The organism is Variovorax sp. J2P1-31, assembly GCF_030317215.1.
Taxonomy (GTDB): domain Bacteria; phylum Pseudomonadota; class Gammaproteobacteria; order Burkholderiales; family Burkholderiaceae_C; genus Variovorax.
Genome location: NZ_JASZYA010000003.1, coordinates 864,647 through 880,400, shown reverse-complemented (window position 1 = coordinate 880,400; position 15,754 = coordinate 864,647). Strand labels below are relative to the sequence as shown.

Annotated in this window: 14 protein-coding genes; 9 read left to right on the top strand and 5 right to left on the bottom strand. The window is 72.2% G+C overall.

From position 1 onward, the window contains the following. Positions 1-126: 126 nt before the first annotated feature. From kdpF to QTI20_RS23870, 7 genes are all read left to right on the top strand, one after another. Positions 127-225 (top strand): K(+)-transporting ATPase subunit F, encoded by a 99-nt coding sequence (kdpF, locus tag QTI20_RS23900; RefSeq protein WP_183027985.1) that lies wholly within the window; start codon positions 127-129, stop codon positions 223-225. Between the two features lie 2 nt (positions 226-227). Beyond that, positions 228-2,030, top strand: a complete 1,803-nt coding sequence (gene kdpA, locus QTI20_RS23895; RefSeq protein WP_286553802.1) for a potassium-transporting ATPase subunit KdpA — start codon at positions 228-230, stop codon at positions 2,028-2,030. Positions 2,031-2,153: 123 nt separating this feature from the next. After that, complete coding sequence (gene kdpB / locus QTI20_RS23890; RefSeq protein ID WP_286553803.1) at positions 2,154-4,247, top strand: potassium-transporting ATPase subunit KdpB; 2,094 nt, start codon at positions 2,154-2,156, stop codon at positions 4,245-4,247. 13 nt (positions 4,248-4,260) lie between these two features. Continuing rightward, a complete protein-coding gene (gene kdpC / locus QTI20_RS23885) occupies positions 4,261-4,833 on the top strand; it encodes a potassium-transporting ATPase subunit KdpC (RefSeq protein ID WP_286553805.1) in 573 nt (190 codons plus the stop codon). Between the two features lie 9 nt (positions 4,834-4,842). Further along, complete coding sequence (locus QTI20_RS23880) at positions 4,843-7,620, top strand: DUF4118 domain-containing protein (RefSeq protein WP_286553806.1); 2,778 nt, start codon at positions 4,843-4,845, stop codon at positions 7,618-7,620. 8 nt (positions 7,621-7,628) lie between these two features. Next, the gene (gene kdpE / locus QTI20_RS23875; RefSeq protein WP_286553807.1) at positions 7,629-8,333 is read left to right on the top strand and encodes a two-component system response regulator KdpE; all 705 of its coding nucleotides are present in this window, start codon (positions 7,629-7,631) and stop codon (positions 8,331-8,333) included. 108 nt (positions 8,334-8,441) lie between these two features. Further along, positions 8,442-8,999, top strand: coding sequence for a hypothetical protein (locus tag QTI20_RS23870; protein WP_286553808.1), 558 nt, complete (start codon positions 8,442-8,444; stop codon positions 8,997-8,999). A 16-nt stretch (positions 9,000-9,015) separates the two neighbouring features. Here QTI20_RS23870 and QTI20_RS23865 read toward each other — a convergent pair whose 3' ends face one another. Continuing rightward, positions 9,016-10,194 carry a mechanosensitive ion channel family protein gene (locus tag QTI20_RS23865; protein ID WP_286553809.1) on the bottom strand — a complete coding sequence of 393 codons (1,179 nt, stop codon included), beginning with the start codon at positions 10,192-10,194 and terminating at the stop codon, positions 9,016-9,018. A 231-nt stretch (positions 10,195-10,425) separates the two neighbouring features. Between QTI20_RS23865 and QTI20_RS23860 the strand changes: the two genes are divergently transcribed. Beyond that, positions 10,426-11,907: an iron-containing redox enzyme family protein gene (locus QTI20_RS23860; protein WP_286553810.1), complete on the top strand. Its 1,482-nt coding sequence runs from the start codon at positions 10,426-10,428 to the stop codon at positions 11,905-11,907. Between the two features lie 19 nt (positions 11,908-11,926). Here QTI20_RS23860 and QTI20_RS23855 read toward each other — a convergent pair whose 3' ends face one another. From QTI20_RS23855 to QTI20_RS23845, 3 genes are all read right to left on the bottom strand, one after another. Then, complete coding sequence (locus QTI20_RS23855) at positions 11,927-12,340, bottom strand: DoxX family protein (protein WP_286553811.1); 414 nt, start codon at positions 12,338-12,340, stop codon at positions 11,927-11,929. Positions 12,341-12,346: 6 nt separating this feature from the next. Continuing rightward, entirely contained in the window at positions 12,347-12,796 is a 450-nt protein-coding gene (locus tag QTI20_RS23850; RefSeq protein ID WP_286553813.1) for a hypothetical protein, read from the bottom strand. A 100-nt stretch (positions 12,797-12,896) separates the two neighbouring features. Further along, positions 12,897-14,546 carry an adenylate/guanylate cyclase domain-containing protein gene (locus QTI20_RS23845; protein ID WP_286553815.1) on the bottom strand — a complete coding sequence of 550 codons (1,650 nt, stop codon included), beginning with the start codon at positions 14,544-14,546 and terminating at the stop codon, positions 12,897-12,899. Between the two features lie 58 nt (positions 14,547-14,604). Between QTI20_RS23845 and QTI20_RS23840 the strand changes: the two genes are divergently transcribed. Further along, entirely contained in the window at positions 14,605-15,315 is a 711-nt protein-coding gene (locus QTI20_RS23840) for a Crp/Fnr family transcriptional regulator (protein WP_286553817.1), read from the top strand. On the opposite strand, the gene QTI20_RS23835 is transcribed toward QTI20_RS23840, so the two are convergent. Continuing rightward, the gene (locus QTI20_RS23835; RefSeq protein ID WP_286553818.1) at positions 15,312-15,740 is read right to left on the bottom strand and encodes a PPC domain-containing DNA-binding protein; all 429 of its coding nucleotides are present in this window, start codon (positions 15,738-15,740) and stop codon (positions 15,312-15,314) included. The genes QTI20_RS23840 and QTI20_RS23835 overlap by 4 nt on opposite strands. Between the last annotated feature and the right edge of the window lie 14 nt (positions 15,741-15,754).

Genomic DNA, 15,754 nt, shown 5'->3' with positions numbered 1-15,754 from the left:
ACTTGAGGAGTGACGTATGGACATCGTATGGATGGCGGCGGTTGCCGTGCTGTGGGTGGTGGTCGCGGAGATGGTGGTCGGCCTGAACAGGCTGGCCCGGCCGAAGGCCACCGAAGGAGATCGCTCGTGATCGGCCTCGACGTGCTCTACGGCGCGGGCGGCCTGATCGCGGTGATCCTGTTCACCTACCTGGTCTTCGCGCTGATCTGCGCGGAGGAGTTCTGACCATGACTTCCTCCGCCTGGGGCCTGCTGGCCCTCCTGCTGGTCGGGCTCGTCGTGCTGGGCTGGCCGCTGGGCCGCTTCATCGCGGCGCTGTGCGACGGCCGCCTGCCGCGCTGGATGCAGCGCATCGAGGCGCCGCTCTACAGGCTGGCCGGCGTCGCGCCCGGCGAGGCCATGCACTGGCGCACCTACGCGCTGGCGCTGCTGGCCTTCAATGCCATCGGCACCTTCTTCGTCTACGGCCTGCAGCGCCTGCAGGCCGTGCTGCCGCTCAACCCCGCGGGCATGGCGGCGGTGTCGCCCGACTCGGCCTTCGACACCGCGGTCAGCTTCGTCGCCAACACCAACTGGCAGGGCTATGCCGGCGAGTCGACCATGAGCTATCTGACGCAGATGCTCGGCCTCACGGTGCAGAACTTCCTCTCGGCCGCGACCGGCATCGCGGTGGCCTTCGCGCTGGCCCGCGGCTTCGCGGCACGCCGCACCGACGGCAAGGGCTTCGTCGGCAACTTCTGGGTCGACATGACCCGCATCACCACCTGGCTGCTGCTGCCGATCTCCTTCGTGCTGGCGCTGTTCTTCGCCGGCCAGGGCGTGATCCAGAACTTCGATGCCTACAAGACCGTGACCACGCTCGAGGCCACGGCCTACCAGGCGCCCAAGCTCGACGCGGCCGGCCAGCCGCTGCTCGACAAGGCCGGCGCGCCGGTGACCGACGACGCCACCACGACGACCCAGACGCTTGCGATGGGCCCGGTCGCGTCGCAGGAGGCGATCAAGATGCTGGGCACCAACGGCGGCGGCTTCTTCAACGCCAACTCGGCCCATCCCTACGAGAACCCGACGGCGCTCACCAACTTCGTGCAGATGCTGGCGATCCTGCTGATCCCCGTGGCGCTGTGCTTCGCCTTCGGCCGCGTGGTCGGTGACCTGCGCCAGGGCTGGGCGGTGCTGGCCGCGATGACGGTGCTGTTCGTGATCGCCGTGATCGTGGTGATCCCGGCCGAGCAGGTGGGCAACCCGCTGCTCGCGCCGCTGGGCGTCGACCAGGTGCAGTCCGCGCTGCAGGCCGGCGGCAACATGGAAGGCAAGGAAACCCGCTTCGGCATCACCGCCTCGGCGCTGTTCGCTGCCGTCACCACCGCCGCCTCGTGCGGCGCGGTGAACGCCATGCACGATTCCTTCACGCCGCTGGGCGGCATGGTGCCGATCGTGCTGATGCAGCTGGGCGAAGTGGTCTTCGGCGGCGTCGGCAGCGGGCTCTACGGCATGCTGATCTTCGCCATCCTCGCGGTGTTCATCGCCGGCCTGATGATCGGCCGCACGCCCGAGTACCTGGGCAAGAAGATCGAGGTGCACGAGATGAAGCTGACCTCGATCGCGATCCTGGTCACGCCCATCCTGGTGCTGGCCGGCACGGCCGTCGCGGTGAGCCTGGGCGTGGGCAAGGCGGGCATCGCCAATCCCGGCGCGCACGGCTTCTCCGAGATCCTCTATGCGCTGACCTCGGCCGCCAACAACAACGGCAGCGCCTTCGCCGGCCTGTCGGCCAACACGCCCTTCTACAACGCGCTGCTGGCCATCGCGATGTGGTTCGGCCGCTTCGCGATGATCGTGCCGGTGCTGGCCATCGCCGGCGCGCTGGCTGCCAAGAAACGCCTGCCGGTGACGGCCGGCACCATGCCCACGCACGGACCGCTGTTCGTGGCGCTGCTGATCGGCACCGTGCTGCTGGTCGGCCTGCTCAACTACGTGCCGGCGCTCGCGCTGGGCCCGGTGGTCGAGCACCTGATGCTCTGGAGATAGGCCCACCCCCAGTCTTCGCGCACTTCGTGTCGCTACGCCAACCCCCTTCGAGGGGGCAACACCAGCGGCCCGGCAAAGCCGGTTCCGCGGTGTTCCTGGTAAAGACATTTGCTGGAACCGTTCATGACAAACCAAACTTCTCTCTCGCTGTTCGACATGGCGCTGGTCCGGCCGGCCCTGTGGGGCGCGGTCGCCAAGCTGAGCCCGCGGGTGCAGTGGCGCAACCCGGTGATGTTCATCGTCTACATCGGCAGCATCATGACCACGCTGCTGTGGCTGCATGCGCTGAGCTTCCCGGGCGACAGCGGCATGCCGCCGGCCTTCGTGCTCGCGATTTCGGTCTGGCTCTGGTTCACCGTGCTGTTCGCCAACTTCGCCGAAGCCCTGGCCGAAGGCCGCAGCAAGGCGCAGGCCGCCTCGCTGCGCGGCCTGCGCAAGGACACCTGGGCCAAGAAGCTCAGCGAGCCTTTCCATGGCGCGGCCTTCCTGCCGGAGCAGGCGCCGAACCTGCGCAAGGGCGACGTCGTGCTCGTGGAGACGGGCGATGTGATCCCGCTCGATGGCGAGGTCATCGAAGGCGTGGCCTCGGTCGACGAGAGCGCCATCACCGGCGAATCGGCACCCGTGGTGCGCGAGTCGGGCGGCGACTTCTCGGCCGTGACCGGCGGCACCCGCGTGCTGTCCGACTGGCTGGTGGTGCGCATCAGCGTGAACCCGGGCGAGTCCTTCCTCGACCGCATGATCGGCATGGTCGAGGCCGCCAAGCGCCAGAAGACGCCCAACGAGGTCGCGCTGACCATCCTGCTGGTCGCGCTCACGCTGGTGTTCCTGATGGTCACGGTCACGCTGCTGCCGTACTCGGTGTTCAGCGTGGGCGCGATGGGCACGGGCACCGTGGTCTCGCTCACAGCGCTGGTGGCGCTGCTGGTGTGCCTGATCCCGACCACCATCGGCGGCCTGCTGTCGGCCGTGGGCGTGGCCGGCATGAGCCGCATGATGCAGGCCAACGTGATCGCCACCTCGGGCCGCGCGGTGGAAGCCGCGGGCGACGTCGACGTGCTGCTGCTCGACAAGACCGGCACCATCACGCACGGCAACCGCCAGGCCAGCGCCTTCATCCCGGCGCCGGGCGTGACGCCCGAGCGCCTGGCGCGCGCCGCGCTGCTGGCTTCGCTGCCCGACGAGACGCCCGAGGGCCGCAGCATCGTCGAGCTGGCACGCCGCGGCGGCACCGACGACAGCGCCATCGCCGATGCGCGCTTCGTGCCCTTCACCGCGCAGACCCGCATGAGCGGCGTCGACCTGCCGGCGGCGCCGAACAGCCTGGACACTGACCCGGTGCTGCTGCGCAAGGGCGCGGTCGAGGCCCTGCGCCGCCACGTCGAGGCGCTGGGCGGCAGCGTGCCGGCCGAGGTGCTGCGCGCCGCCGAGGAGGCGGCCCGCCGCGGCAGCACGCCGCTGGCCGTGGCCGAAGGCAACCGGGTGCTGGGCGTGGTCGAGCTCAAGGACATCGTCAAGACCGGCATCAAGGACCGCTTCGCCGAGCTGCGCGCGATGGGCATCAAGACCGTGATGATCACCGGCGACAACAAGCTCACGGCCGCGGCCATCGCGGCCGAGGCCGGCGTCGACGACTTCCTGGCCGAGGCCACGCCCGAGGACAAGCTGGCGCTGATCCGCAAGTACCAGGCCGAGGGCCGGTTGGTCGCGATGACCGGCGACGGCACCAACGACGCCCCCGCGCTGGCGCAGGCCGACGTGGCGGTGGCCATGGGCAGCGGCACGCAGGCCGCGAAGGAGGCCGGCAACATGGTCGACCTCGACTCCAACCCGACCAAGCTGCTCGAGGTGGTGGAGACCGGCAAGGCGCTGCTCATGACGCGCGGCTCGCTCACCACCTTCTCGATCGCCAACGACGTGGCCAAGTACTTCGCGATCATTCCCGCGATCTTCGTCAGCACCTATCCGCAGCTGGGCGCGCTCAACGTGATGCGGCTGGCGAGCCCCTCGTCGGCCATCCTGAGCGCGGTGATCTTCAATGCGCTGGTGATCGTGTTCCTGATCCCGCTGGCGCTCAAGGGCGTGCGCTACCGGCCCGTGGGCGCGGCCGCGCTGCTGCGCCGCAACCTCGCGATCTACGGCCTGGGCGGCCTGCTCGTGCCCTTCATCGGCATCAAGCTGATCGACTGGCTGCTGGTCGCCATCCATCTCGTCTGAGGACACCTCCATCATGAAAAACATCCTTCGCCCCGCGCTGGTTCTCTTCGTCGCGCTCAGCGCGCTCACCGGCCTGCTCTATCCGCTGGCCGTGACCGGCGCCGCCCAGGCCGTGTTCCCCGACCAGGCCGCGGGCAGCCTGGTCGAGCGCGACGGCCTGGCCGTCGGCTCGCGGCTGATCGGCCAGAACTTCAGCGATCCGAAGCACTTCTGGGGCCGTCCCTCGGCCACCGCGCCCATGCCCTACAACGCCGCCGCCTCGGGCGGCTCCAACCAGGGCCCGCTGAACCCGGCGCTGGTTGATGCGGTCAAGGGCCGCGTCGAGGCGCTGCGCGCGGCCGACCCGGGCCACACCGCATCGGTGCCGGTCGACCTGGTGACCGCGTCCGCCAGCGGCCTCGACCCCGAGATCAGCCCCGCGGCCGCGCTCTACCAGGTGCCGCGCATCGCGCGCCTGCGCCAGCTGCCGCTCGACCAGGTGACGGCGCTGGTGCATCGCCAGACCGAGGCGCCGCTGGCCGGCTTCCTGGGCGAGCCGCGGGTCAATGTGCTGGCGCTGAACCTGGCACTCGATGCGATGAAGTAAAACCCCGGCATGGACGATTCCCGCCCGGACCCCGACGCGCTGCTCGCGCAGATGCGCAGCGACGAAGCCCGCGCCCGCCGCGGGCGGCTGCGCATCTACTTCGGCGCCACCGCGGGCGTCGGCAAGACCTGGGCCATGCTCTCGGCCGCGCAGCGCGAGCGCGCCGCGGGCCGCGAGGTGCTGATCGGCGTGGTCGAGACCCACGGGCGCAGCGAGACCGCCGCGCTGCTCGACGGCCTCGAGCGGCTGCCGCTGCGCGACGTGGACTACCGCGGCCGCACGCTGGCCGAGTTCGACCTCGATGCGGCGCTGGCGCGCAAGCCCGCGGTGCTGCTGGTCGACGAACTCGCGCACTCCAACGCGCCGGGCTCGCGCCACGCCAAGCGCTGGCAGGACGTGCAGGAGCTGCTGGCCGCGGGCATCGAGGTCTGGTCGGCGCTCAACGTGCAGCACCTCGAGAGCCTCAACGGCACGGTCGGCACCATCACCGGCGTGCGGGTGCACGAGACCGTGCCCGACAGCGTGCTCGACGAGGCCGACGAGGTGGTGCTGGTCGACGTCACGCCCGACGAGCTCACGGCGCGGCTGGCGGCCGGCAAGGTCTACCTGCCGCAGCAGGCCGAGCGCGCCAAGCAGAACTTCTTCCGCAAGGGCAACCTGATCGCGCTGCGCGAGATCGCCCTGCGCCGCACCGCCGAGCATGTGGAAGACGACGTGCGCGGCTGGCGGGTCGAGCAGTCCGGCCCGGGCCGCAAGGGCAACGGCCTGCAGGCCTGGAACACCTCGGGCGCGATCCTGGCCTGCGTCGGCCCGCACGAGGGCGCGGCCCAGACGGTGCGCAGCGCCGCCCGGCTGGCCGGCCAGCTCAGCGTGCGCTGGTACGCGGCCTACGTCGAGACGCCGGCGCTGCAGCGGCTGCCCGCGACGCAGCGCGACCGCGTGCTGGCGGTGCTCAAGCTGGCCGAGGAACTGGGCGCGGTGACCGCGGTGCTGACCGGCGACGACGTGGCGCAGGCGCTGGCCGCGCAGGCCCAGCGGCTCAACTGCGCCACGCTGGTGGTGGGGCGCGCCGAGCCGGCCACCGGCTGGCGGCGCTGGTGGCCGTCGCCCTCGCTGACGCGCGAGCTGGCGCGCCGCGGGCCCACGCTCGACATCGTCGAGACGGCCCGTGCCGACAGCGCGCGCCGCCTGCCGCGCACGCCGCTGGGTGCGGCGCGCGAACTGGCCAACGGCGACGAGCGCTCCGACGACGATGCCGGCCGGCCGCATGCGCGCTGGCCCGGCTACGTCTGGGCCGCGGCGATGGGCATCGCCGTCACGCTGGTCGCGACACCGCTGTCGGGCGTGCTCGAGCAGGTCAACATCGTGATGCTGTTCCTGCTCGGCGTGGTGGGCATCGCGATGCGCTTCGGCCGCGGGCCGGCGGCGCTGGCCGCGATGCTCAACGTGGCGGCCTTCGATTTCTTCTTCGTCTCGCCGCGGCTGTCGTTCGCGATCGGCGACGTGCAGTACGTCGTGACCTTCGCCGTGATGCTGGGCGTGGGCCTGCTGGTGGGCCAGCTCACCGCGGGCCTGCGCTTCGCGGCCAGCGTGTCGACCAGCCGCGAGCGCCGCGCGCAGTCGCTGTTCGAGCTCACGCGCGAGCTTTCGGCCGCGCTGCAGAGCGAGCAGGTGGTGGCGCTCGGCGCGGCGGCGGTGCAGGGCCATTTCGGCGGCCATGCGCTGGTGCTGGTGACCGATGCGGCCGACCGGCTGCAGCTGCCCGACAGCCCGCCGCCCGGCTTCGATGCCAGCGTGGCCGACTGGGCCTTCCGCCAGGGCCAGCCGGCCGGTCTGGCCACCGCCACGCTGGCCGCCCAGCCCTGGCACTACGTGCCGCTGCAGGCGCCGATGCGGGTGCGCGGCGTGCTGGCGCTCGAGCCCGCGCAGCCGCGCTGGCTGCTGATCCCCGAGCAGGCGCAGCAGCTCGACACGCTGGCGCGCCAGATCGCGATCGCGCTGGAACGCGTGCACTACGTCGAGGTCGCGCAGCAGGCGGTGGTCGAGATGGAATCGGAGCGGCTGCGCAACACGCTGCTGGCCGCCATCTCGCACGACGTGCGCACGCCGCTGACCGCGCTCATCGGCCTGGCCGAGTCGCTGCAGACCGCCGACGCCGACACGCGCCAGCAGGCCACGCAGGCGATCGTCGGGCAGGCGCATGCGCTCAACGCGCTGGTCAACAACCTGCTCGACATGGCGCGGCTCGAAAGCGGCATCGAGGGCGGCGCGGTCAACCTGCGGCGCGACTGGCAGTCGGTGGAGGAGGTGGTGGGCTCGGCCATCCGCGCGGCCGCCTCGGCGCTGGGCGGGCGTGCCGTGCAGACCGCGCTGCCGTCCGAGCTGCCGCTGGTCGAGTTCGACGCGGTGCTGATGGAACGCGTGCTGGTCAATCTGCTGGAGAACGCGGCCAAGTATGGCGCGCCGCCGATCGTGGTCGGCGCCCGCGCCGAGGCCCGCAGCCTGGTGCTCAGCGTGCGCGACCACGGCGCCGGCCTGCCGCTGGCGCTGCGCGGCCGCGAGCACCTGCTGTTCGACAAGTTCACCCGCGGCCAGGCCGAGTCGGCCACGCCCGGCGTGGGCCTGGGGCTGGCCATCTGCAAGGCCATCGTCTCCGCGCACGGCGGCGAGATCGCCGCCGCGAACGCGCCCGGCGGCGGCGCAGAATTCACCGTCACGCTGCCGCGCCGCGCGCCGCCAGACGTGCCGGACGCGCCGGTCGCATCCGAAGATCCCTTTCCTGCCTGAGCCCCGACATGCCTTCACCCATTGCCATCGTGATCGAAGACGAACCGCAGATCCGGCGTTTCGTGCGCGGCGCGCTTGAGGCCGAGGGCTGGCAGGTGCACGAGGTCGGCAGCCTGCGCGACGGCCTGGCGGCGGCCGGCACGCGCCAGCCCGACCTGGTGGTGCTGGACCTCGGGCTGCCCGACGGCGACGGGCTCTCGCTGATCCGCGACGTGCGCGGCTGGTCGGCGGTGCCGATCATCGTGCTGTCGGCGCGCGTCGACGAGGCCGACAAGATCGCGGCCCTCGACGCCGGCGCCGACGACTACCTGACCAAGCCCTTCGGCACCGGCGAGCTGCTGGCGCGCGTGCGCGCCAACCTGCGGCGCCCGCGCGCGGCGGCGGGCAGCACCGCCACGACGGAGGTCGGCGAGCCGGTGTTCCGCTTCGGCGAGATCGAGGTCGACCGGGCCGCGCGCCTGGTGCGCCGCGCGGGCGCCGAGGTGCACCTCACGCCCACCGAGTACCGGCTGCTGGGCGTGCTGGTGGCCAACGCGGGCCGCGTGCTCACGCAGCGGCAGCTGCTGCGCGAGGTCTGGGGGCCTTCGCATGCCGAGCAGAGCCACTACCTGCGCATCTACATGGGCCACCTGCGGCAGAAGCTCGAGGCCGACCCGGCGCAGCCGCGGCATCTGCTGACGGAGACCGCGGTGGGGTACCGGCTGGTGGTCTGAGGGCGGCGGCCGGATTTTTCGCCGCCGTTGCGGGCACTTTGTCACGCTTTGCGTGCGCGAAGCCGGCCCGGCGCGCATCCGGCACCGGGGGTCGTGCGTAAGCGGGTCATGAACCCCCTGTCGAAACCCCTCTCGCTGCTGCGGGCCGTCACGCCGTGGCCCCGCGCCGTGAAGGCGCTCGACATCCGGCCCGCGGTGCGCCAGGCGCTGGCGACGGGCGGGCTGCAGGAGGCGGTCCGCCTCCTCAACACCCGCGTGCCGCACCGCTACACCGCCATCCACCGGCTCGTGATCGACCAGGTCGCCAGCCTGGCGATCCACGACCTCGAAGGCGGCGACGTCCGGGCGCTGCAGGTGCCCGTGGACCGGGGGCACAGCTTCTGCCAGTACGCGATCGCGGCCGGCTGCTTCGTCACAGAGAACTCGGCCGGCGATCCGCGGCTCGACGGTCATGCGGCGCAGGGGCGGATCGCGGCCTACCACGGCGTGGCGCTGGTCGACGACACCGGCCGCGCGTTCGGCGCGCTGTGCCATTTCGACCTGACGCCGCGCTTCCTGAGCGCCGCGGCCTTCGAGGAGATGGGCCAGGCCGCCGTCGAGATCGCGGCCTACCTCGGCCAGTCCTGCGCCGCCCGGGTGCAGGCCGAGCTGTTCGAGGCCTGCTGAGCGGAAGCGGCGGGCCTCAGGGCGCGGCCTCGGCGCCGCGACCGGCCACCGCGGCCGGCGGCACGCTGCGCGTGACCACCTCGGGCTCGGCGGACCGCCGGTCGCCGTCGTCCGCCGTCGGCTGGGGCGGCGGCGAGGCGATGTAGACGGTCCGGCTCGGGAAGGCGAACTGCACGCCCAGCCTGGCGAAGGCGCGCATCATCTCGAGGTTGAGCCGCTGCTGCTCGTCCATGTAGAGCCCGTAGTTGGGCGTGGTCACGAAATAGACCACCTCGAAGGTCAGCGCGCTCTCGCCGAAGGACTGGAAATGCACCCGGTCCAGGCGCAGCGCCTCGCGGGCCTCGATCAGCTGGCGCACGCTGCGCTGCACCGCCTCGATCTGCTCGGGCGTGGTGTCGTAGCTCAGGCCGAAGGTGAAGGCGATGCGCCGCTCCTGCATGCGGCGGTAGTTCTTCACCACCTGCTTGAGCAGGTCGGTGTTGCTGATCACGATCTCCTCGCCGCTGGTGCTGCGCAGGCGCGTGGTCTTCAGGCCGATGTGCTGCACCGTGCCCGAGATGCTGCCGACCCCGATCGCGTCGCCCACCTCGAAGGGCTTGTCGACCGCGATCGAGAGCGAGGCGAACAGGTCGCCCAGGATGTTCTGCACCGCCAGCGCGATGGCGATGCCGCCGACCCCCAGGCTGGCGACGAAGGCCGTGATGTTGACGCCCAGGTTCGACAGGATGGCCAGCAGCACGATCACCCACAGCACCGTGCGCAGGGCCCAGGACATCAGGGTCGAGGAGGCGCTGACCTGGGTCATGCCGGCCGAGGTGTGGCGGCTCACGTAGCGCCGCAGCGCGATGCCGATGGCCCTGTTGAGCCAGAGCCCGAACTGCAGCGCGAGCGTGAGGAACCACAGCTGGCCCACGCGGGTGCCCCAGCGACCGCCCAGGTCCAGCATGCCGACGCCGATCAGCACCGCGGTCAGGACCAGGAACACGCGGTTGGTGTCGCCCAGCACCTCCACCAGCGTGTCGTCCACGTGGTTGTCGGTGCGCTCGGCGATCGCCTTCATGCGGCTGACGGCATAGCGCAGCGCGAGGCTCATCACCAGGTAGGCGATCAGGGCCACCGCGATGCTCAAGGCCCAGTTCTGGACGGAAATGCCCCCGATCAGGAGCTCGCGAAAGGGTTCGGTCAGTGCGTTCATGGGAAGAGGGGACGACAGGCTCGCCGGCAACGGAACAAGGGCCCGAGGCTCCCAGAGACGGGCCGCCGCGGGCGTAGGCCTGGCCCGACCCGGCGTGTGGGCGTGCGCTGCGTGCAGGACGGCAACCACGCCGCCGCGGCCGGCCGGCGACGCCGTGCAGGCTCTTCGTCCGACACGCTGACTGCACACCCGCCTCGCGGGCGGGGCCGGCGCGCTTTGCACCATGGCTGCATGCACGCCACCCCCATCGCTTCCGCCTCCGCGTCACCCCGGCCCCTGGCCGCCCCCGCCTTCGGCCGCCAGGCCTATGCCTGCGCCGACGACCGCTACACCGCAGCGCTGCGCCTGGTGCCTACGGCGGCGCCCGCGCCGCCTTCCCTGCGCGAGGTCTACCAGCGCCTGATGAACTTCCACAGCGACCGCTCGCGGCACGGCCAGGAGGCGCTGCGCTTCCTGCAAGACGCGCTCGCCGCGGTGGCGGATGCGCCCGACGACCTGCCCGAGACGCCCGAAGGCCTGGTCGCCTGGATGCAGCAGGCGTCCGACCGGGCCACCGCCGCCTACGCCGAATACCTGGCACAGCGCAAGGCCGGGGCGCCGCGGCGCTACTTCTCCAACCGCACCCATGCGCTGTACTTCCTGCAGGCGGTCGCGCCCACCAAGCTGGTGGACGGCGCCTGGCTCTACGGCACGCTGCGGCATGCACGGGACCCGCGGCTCGCGGGGCTGGCGCAGACCTACCTCGAGGAACTGGGCAACGGCGACGACAGCAAGAACCATGTGCTGCTCTATCGCCAGCTGCTGCAGTCGCACGGCCTGGGCGAGGGCCAGCATCTGTCGGACGCTTACTTCCACCAGGGTGCGATCCAGCTGGCGCTCGGCCACAGCGCCCAGCAGATGCTGCCGGAGGTCATCGGCTTCAACCTGGGCTACGAGCAGCTGCCCTTGCACCTGCTCATCACGGCCTACGAGTTGAACGAGCTGGGCATCGACCCCTACTACTTCACCTTGCACGTGACGGTGGACAACGCCGACAGCGGCCATGCGCGCAAGGCCGTCGACGCGGTGTTCATGAACGCCGCCCGCTATCCCGATGCGGCCGCGTTCTGGCGCCGCGTGCGCAGCGGCTACCGGCTCAACGACCTGGGCGTGGGAACCACCGAAGCCATCTGCGGCTTCGACATCGACGCCGAGGTGATCCGCTTCTTCATGGACAAGAGCAAGGCCGGCGCGGGCGCGCATTCGGACTACTGCCGCATCGAGGGCCGGACGGTCAACGAGTGGCTGCAGAGCCCGACGCAGGTCGGCGCCTTCCTGCAGGCGCTCGAGCGCAAGGGCTGGATCGTGCGCGGCGCCGAGCCGCAACAGAGCCGTTTCTGGCAGCTGCTGGTCGGGGAGCGGGCCGAGATGTTCGGCGTCTTCAGCGACTACGAACTCCAGGCCATCCACGACTGGATGCGCGGGGCACCCAGCGCCGACGGCCGTGCCTTCGACGACAGCGCCGCGGGCGCGGCGCCGGTGCGCAGCTTCCGGGCGCAGCAGCGACTGCGCGGCGCCGGCCGCCCGGGGGGGCGGCCCGAGAGTGTCGCCGCGCGCATCGCGGGCGCACCACGCGCAGTCGGCGGCCTCGGCGACCTGTCACCCGAGACCCACTGGACCCCCGAAGGCCTCGCCACCACCCGGGTGCTGGTGGCCGACCTGCGCGGCCGCTGAGCCGGCGGCGGCGGGGCGCTCAGGCCCACCAGCGCGCGTCGGGCTTGCCCACGCGCAGCGCGCCGGCCCCGATCACCGCGATGGTCAGCGCGTTCAGCAAGAAGAAGGCCTGCAGCTCGAGCGACCAGCCGCCCATCTTCGACAGCGAGAAGAACTGGCCGGTGTGCACCAGCAGCAGCGCCACCAGCATGTTGAAGGCGATCACCAGCGCGGCCGGCCGGGCGAACAGGCCCAGCAGCACCAGCAGCGGGGCGACGAACTCGCCCAGGTACACGCCGTAGGCCAGCCAGTCGGGCAGCCCGGCGGCACCGACCATGCGGTGGATGCCGTCGGCCCCCTGGAAGACTTTCGACAGGCCGTGGAACAGCAGCAGCCCGCCGAGCGTGATGCGCAGCAGCAGCTTGCCGAGATCGTCGTTGCGTGTGGCGGTCATCGGGGCTTACTGCGCGTTGACCGAAGGGGTGCCGGCGACGGCGTTGGCGCCACCCTGGACGCGCTGGACTTCGGCGGTGTAGACATCGCTGCCGCGGGCGCGCGTGTAGGCGGCCAGCTGCTGGGCGTAGCGCGGGCTGGCGCTGTCGGTGGTGTTGGCGATCGAGGCGCTCTCGAGGCCGGCGCGGCGCCACAGGTTCAGGTCGGCCACGACTTCGGCGCGGCTCAGCGTGCCGGCAGGGGTGCCGGCCGAGGCCAGCGAGCCGACCCATTGTTCGGCCGGGGCGCTGGGGGCGCGGGCGCTGCGCTGCAGCTCGGCCACGACGTCGGCGCGCTTGACGGCGCCGGTGGTGGCGAGCGGCGCGCCCACCCATTGTTCGGCCGGGACGGTCTGGGCGGAAGCGGCGCCGACCGTGGCGACCAGGGCGGCGAGGGCGAGGGTGTGCTTGGCTTGCATGAGGAACTCCTGTTCGTGTCACCGCAGGGAACAGCAGTGACGAGGCCCTCAGTCTCATCGCCGGCGCCGGATCGCGATGTGCGCCAGCGCACAGTTTTGCTCAGCTGGCCGGCGCCGGCCGCGGCACGTGCAGCACCTCGAGCGCCTCGCTGCGCCCGCGCAATTGCACCGTCTGCACCGCCTGCGTTGCGCTCAGCCGCTCGGCGATGCCCGCCTGTCGCGCGGCGAACAGCGAGATCACCAGCCGGGCGTCGGCCACCTTGGAATGGTCCTGCAGCCGGCTGGCGGTGTTGACCACCTCGCCGACCGCGGTGAAGGTGGTGGTCTCGAGGTAGCCCACCTCGCCGACCGCGGTGCGGCCCGCGTGCAGGCCCATGCCGAAGTCCAGCCGGTGGCCGAACTGCGACTCGAAGCCGGTGCTCCAGGCGTCCATGCGTTCGCCGATCAGTTCGGCCGCCCGCACAGCCTGGCGGCAGGCGGTCGGCAGGTCGACCTCGAGGCCGAAGATCGCCATCACGCTGTCGCCGATGAACTGGTTGGGCACGCCGCCGCTCTCGCGCACCGCGGCGCCCACGGTGGCGAAGTAGCGCTCCAGCAGGTAGGCCAGGTCGAAGGGCCATTGGTTCTCCGACAGGCCCGACCAGCGCCGCAGGTCGACGAACAGGATCGCCACATCGCGCTCGCGGCCGAAATGGCCCGAGCGCTCGGTGGATGCGGGCGCGAACAGCGGTGTGACCGCAATGTCGCCGCGCGGGCGCAGCTGGCAGGCCAGGCGCACGTCGGCCGGCGCGCGCACCCGGTCCAGCGTGCGGCGCTCGTCGCGGCCCGGCGGTTCGAGGTGCGCGGGCGGGCCCTGCACCCGCACCCGGCAGGTCGAGCAGCGCGCGCGCCCGCCGCAGACCGACAGGTGCGCGATGCCGTGGGCGCGGCTGGCGTCGAGCACGCTCCAGCCGCGCGGCACGTGCACGCTGCGCTCGGGGTAGCGCAGCGTGATCGAGGCGCCGCCGGGCCGGCGCTCGCGGCGGCTGCGCAGCTGGCGCGCCGCGAACAGCGCGAGCAGCAGCAGGCCGTAGAAGACTTCGATGCGGCGCTCGGTCGCCTCGATGGCTTCGCCCTGCGCCGGCGTCGGCCCCTGGACCGCCATCGGGCCCGACCACTGCAGCTCGCGGCCCATGCTGAGGAAACCCGCGACCGCCAGCACCGGCAGCAGCACCGCCGCCACCAGCAGCCCGTGCGAATGCCGGCGGTAGCCCGGCTTCGCGCGCAAGGCCATGTGCACCCCCAGGCAGCCGTGCGCCCAGGCCGCGGCCATCAGCGCGAACTGGCCGCCCGCGCCGGCGAAGCTCCACAGCGCGCCGACCACGCGGGCGTAGGAGGCGTCGAGCCCGAAGGCCTCGTAGGCCCAGCGCATCGCGCTCAGGTGCGAGGCCAGCAGCAGCGGCAGCGAGAAGCCCAGCAGCAGCCGCAGCGCGTCGAGGGGCTGCATGCGCAGGCTGCGGCGGTCCCAGACGCTCAGCAGGGCCAGCACGATGTGGGTGGTGGCCGCGCCGTAGAGCAGCAGCGTACCGGGCGGGCTGCGCCAGAAAGTGTGCACGCCGTGCAGCACCGCTTCGGCAAAAGCCAGAGAGACCAGGCCCAGCGCGTGGTTCAGCAGGTGGGCGCTGACATAGCCCATCAGGACCAGGCCGCTGATCCATCGCAGGTCGCGCCGCGTGGGCAGGGCGAAGCGGGGAGGGGAACGCAGGGGCATGAAGGGGCTCGAAGAGGGCCCCGAGCATAATCCGCGCGGCCCCGCGGCCGGCCCCTCCATGACCTCAGCTGTCCTCCGTTCTTCCCTCGCGCTGCGCCGCGTCGCGCTGTTCGACGCGCTGCCCGACGACCGGCTCGACCGCATCGCCCAGGCCTGCCACTGGCAGAGCGTGGAGGCCGACCATCCGCTGGTGCTGCGCGCGCAGGACCCCGGCGAGGTCTATTTCATCGTCTCGGGGGCCGTGCGCATCACCACCTACGCGGTCCAGGGCCGGCAGGTGACCTTCCGCGACTGCGGCGAGGGCGAGCTGTTCGGCGAGCTGGCCGCGATCGACGGCGGGCCGCGCTCGGCCGACGCCGTCACGCTGGCGCCCAGCGTGCTGGCCAGCCTCGCGCCGGCCGCCTTCCGCGCGCTGCTGCGCGAGGAGCCGCTGCTGGCCGAGCGCGTGATGCTGCGCCTGGCCTCGCTGGTGCGCCAGCTGTCCGAACGCATCATCGACCTGAGCACCCTCGACGTGGCCGGGCGGCTGCACGCCGAACTGCTGCGGCTGGCGCAGGCCGCGGGCGTGGCGGACAACGCCGCGCGGCTCGAGCCGGCGCCCAAGCATGCCGCGCTGGCCAGCCAGATCAGCACCAACCGCGAGCAGGTGACGCGCGAACTCAACGCGCTGGTGCGCCGCGGCGTGCTGCACAAGGACGGCAAGGCGCTGGTCGTGGCCGATGTACGGCAGCTGGCCGACGCGCTGGCGCTGGTGCGCGGCGACCGCTAGGGCGCAGGGTTGCGCCGGACGGCCAGCTCGTTCCAGCCCGTGGCCGGATCGGGTGCGCGCGAGAAGTGCCAGTCGGGCAGCAGGCACAGCAGGATCTCGGCCGTGGTGCGCACGATGCAGCCGTAGCCCGCGTGGCCGCCCGTGACGCGCCCCTGCGCATCGGCCACGCTGAGGTGCAGGTGCCCGCCGCCGACGCCCAGGCTGCCCGACAGGCTCAGCAGTTCCATGTCGCCGGCCAGCGTGATGGCGTCGTCCGCGCCGGCCAGCCGGATGGCCGCGGTCCGCAGGCTGCCGATGCCCGCCACCACGAAGGCCGCTTGCACGGCCGCGGCCGCGACCTGCGACTCCAGCGCGCGCCGCAGGTCGTCGCCGGGCTGCAGCCGCAGCGGCAGGGGGCGCGGGGAGAAATCCGGTGCGGTCGTCATGCGCGGATCATGCC

What these genes read in the sequence shown, in the direction of transcription:
- kdpA (WP_286553802.1), top strand. Translation starts at nt 228, where the DNA reads ATGACTTCCTCCGCCTGGGGCCTGCTGGCCCTCCTGCTGGTCGGGCTC.
- kdpB (WP_286553803.1), top strand. Translation starts at nt 2,154, where the DNA reads ATGACAAACCAAACTTCTCTCTCGCTGTTCGACATGGCGCTGGTCCGG.
- kdpC (WP_286553805.1), top strand. Translation starts at nt 4,261, where the DNA reads ATGAAAAACATCCTTCGCCCCGCGCTGGTTCTCTTCGTCGCGCTCAGC.
- QTI20_RS23880 (WP_286553806.1), top strand. Translation starts at nt 4,843, where the DNA reads ATGGACGATTCCCGCCCGGACCCCGACGCGCTGCTCGCGCAGATGCGC.
- kdpE (WP_286553807.1), top strand. Translation starts at nt 7,629, where the DNA reads ATGCCTTCACCCATTGCCATCGTGATCGAAGACGAACCGCAGATCCGG.
- QTI20_RS23870 (WP_286553808.1), top strand. Translation starts at nt 8,442, where the DNA reads ATGAACCCCCTGTCGAAACCCCTCTCGCTGCTGCGGGCCGTCACGCCG.
- QTI20_RS23865 (WP_286553809.1), bottom strand. Translation starts at nt 10,194, where the DNA reads ATGAACGCACTGACCGAACCCTTTCGCGAGCTCCTGATCGGGGGCATT.
- QTI20_RS23860 (WP_286553810.1), top strand. Translation starts at nt 10,426, where the DNA reads ATGCACGCCACCCCCATCGCTTCCGCCTCCGCGTCACCCCGGCCCCTG.
- QTI20_RS23855 (WP_286553811.1), bottom strand. Translation starts at nt 12,340, where the DNA reads ATGACCGCCACACGCAACGACGATCTCGGCAAGCTGCTGCTGCGCATC.
- QTI20_RS23850 (WP_286553813.1), bottom strand. Translation starts at nt 12,796, where the DNA reads ATGCAAGCCAAGCACACCCTCGCCCTCGCCGCCCTGGTCGCCACGGTC.
- QTI20_RS23845 (WP_286553815.1), bottom strand. Translation starts at nt 14,546, where the DNA reads ATGCCCCTGCGTTCCCCTCCCCGCTTCGCCCTGCCCACGCGGCGCGAC.
- QTI20_RS23840 (WP_286553817.1), top strand. Translation starts at nt 14,605, where the DNA reads ATGACCTCAGCTGTCCTCCGTTCTTCCCTCGCGCTGCGCCGCGTCGCG.
- QTI20_RS23835 (WP_286553818.1), bottom strand. Translation starts at nt 15,740, where the DNA reads ATGACGACCGCACCGGATTTCTCCCCGCGCCCCCTGCCGCTGCGGCTG.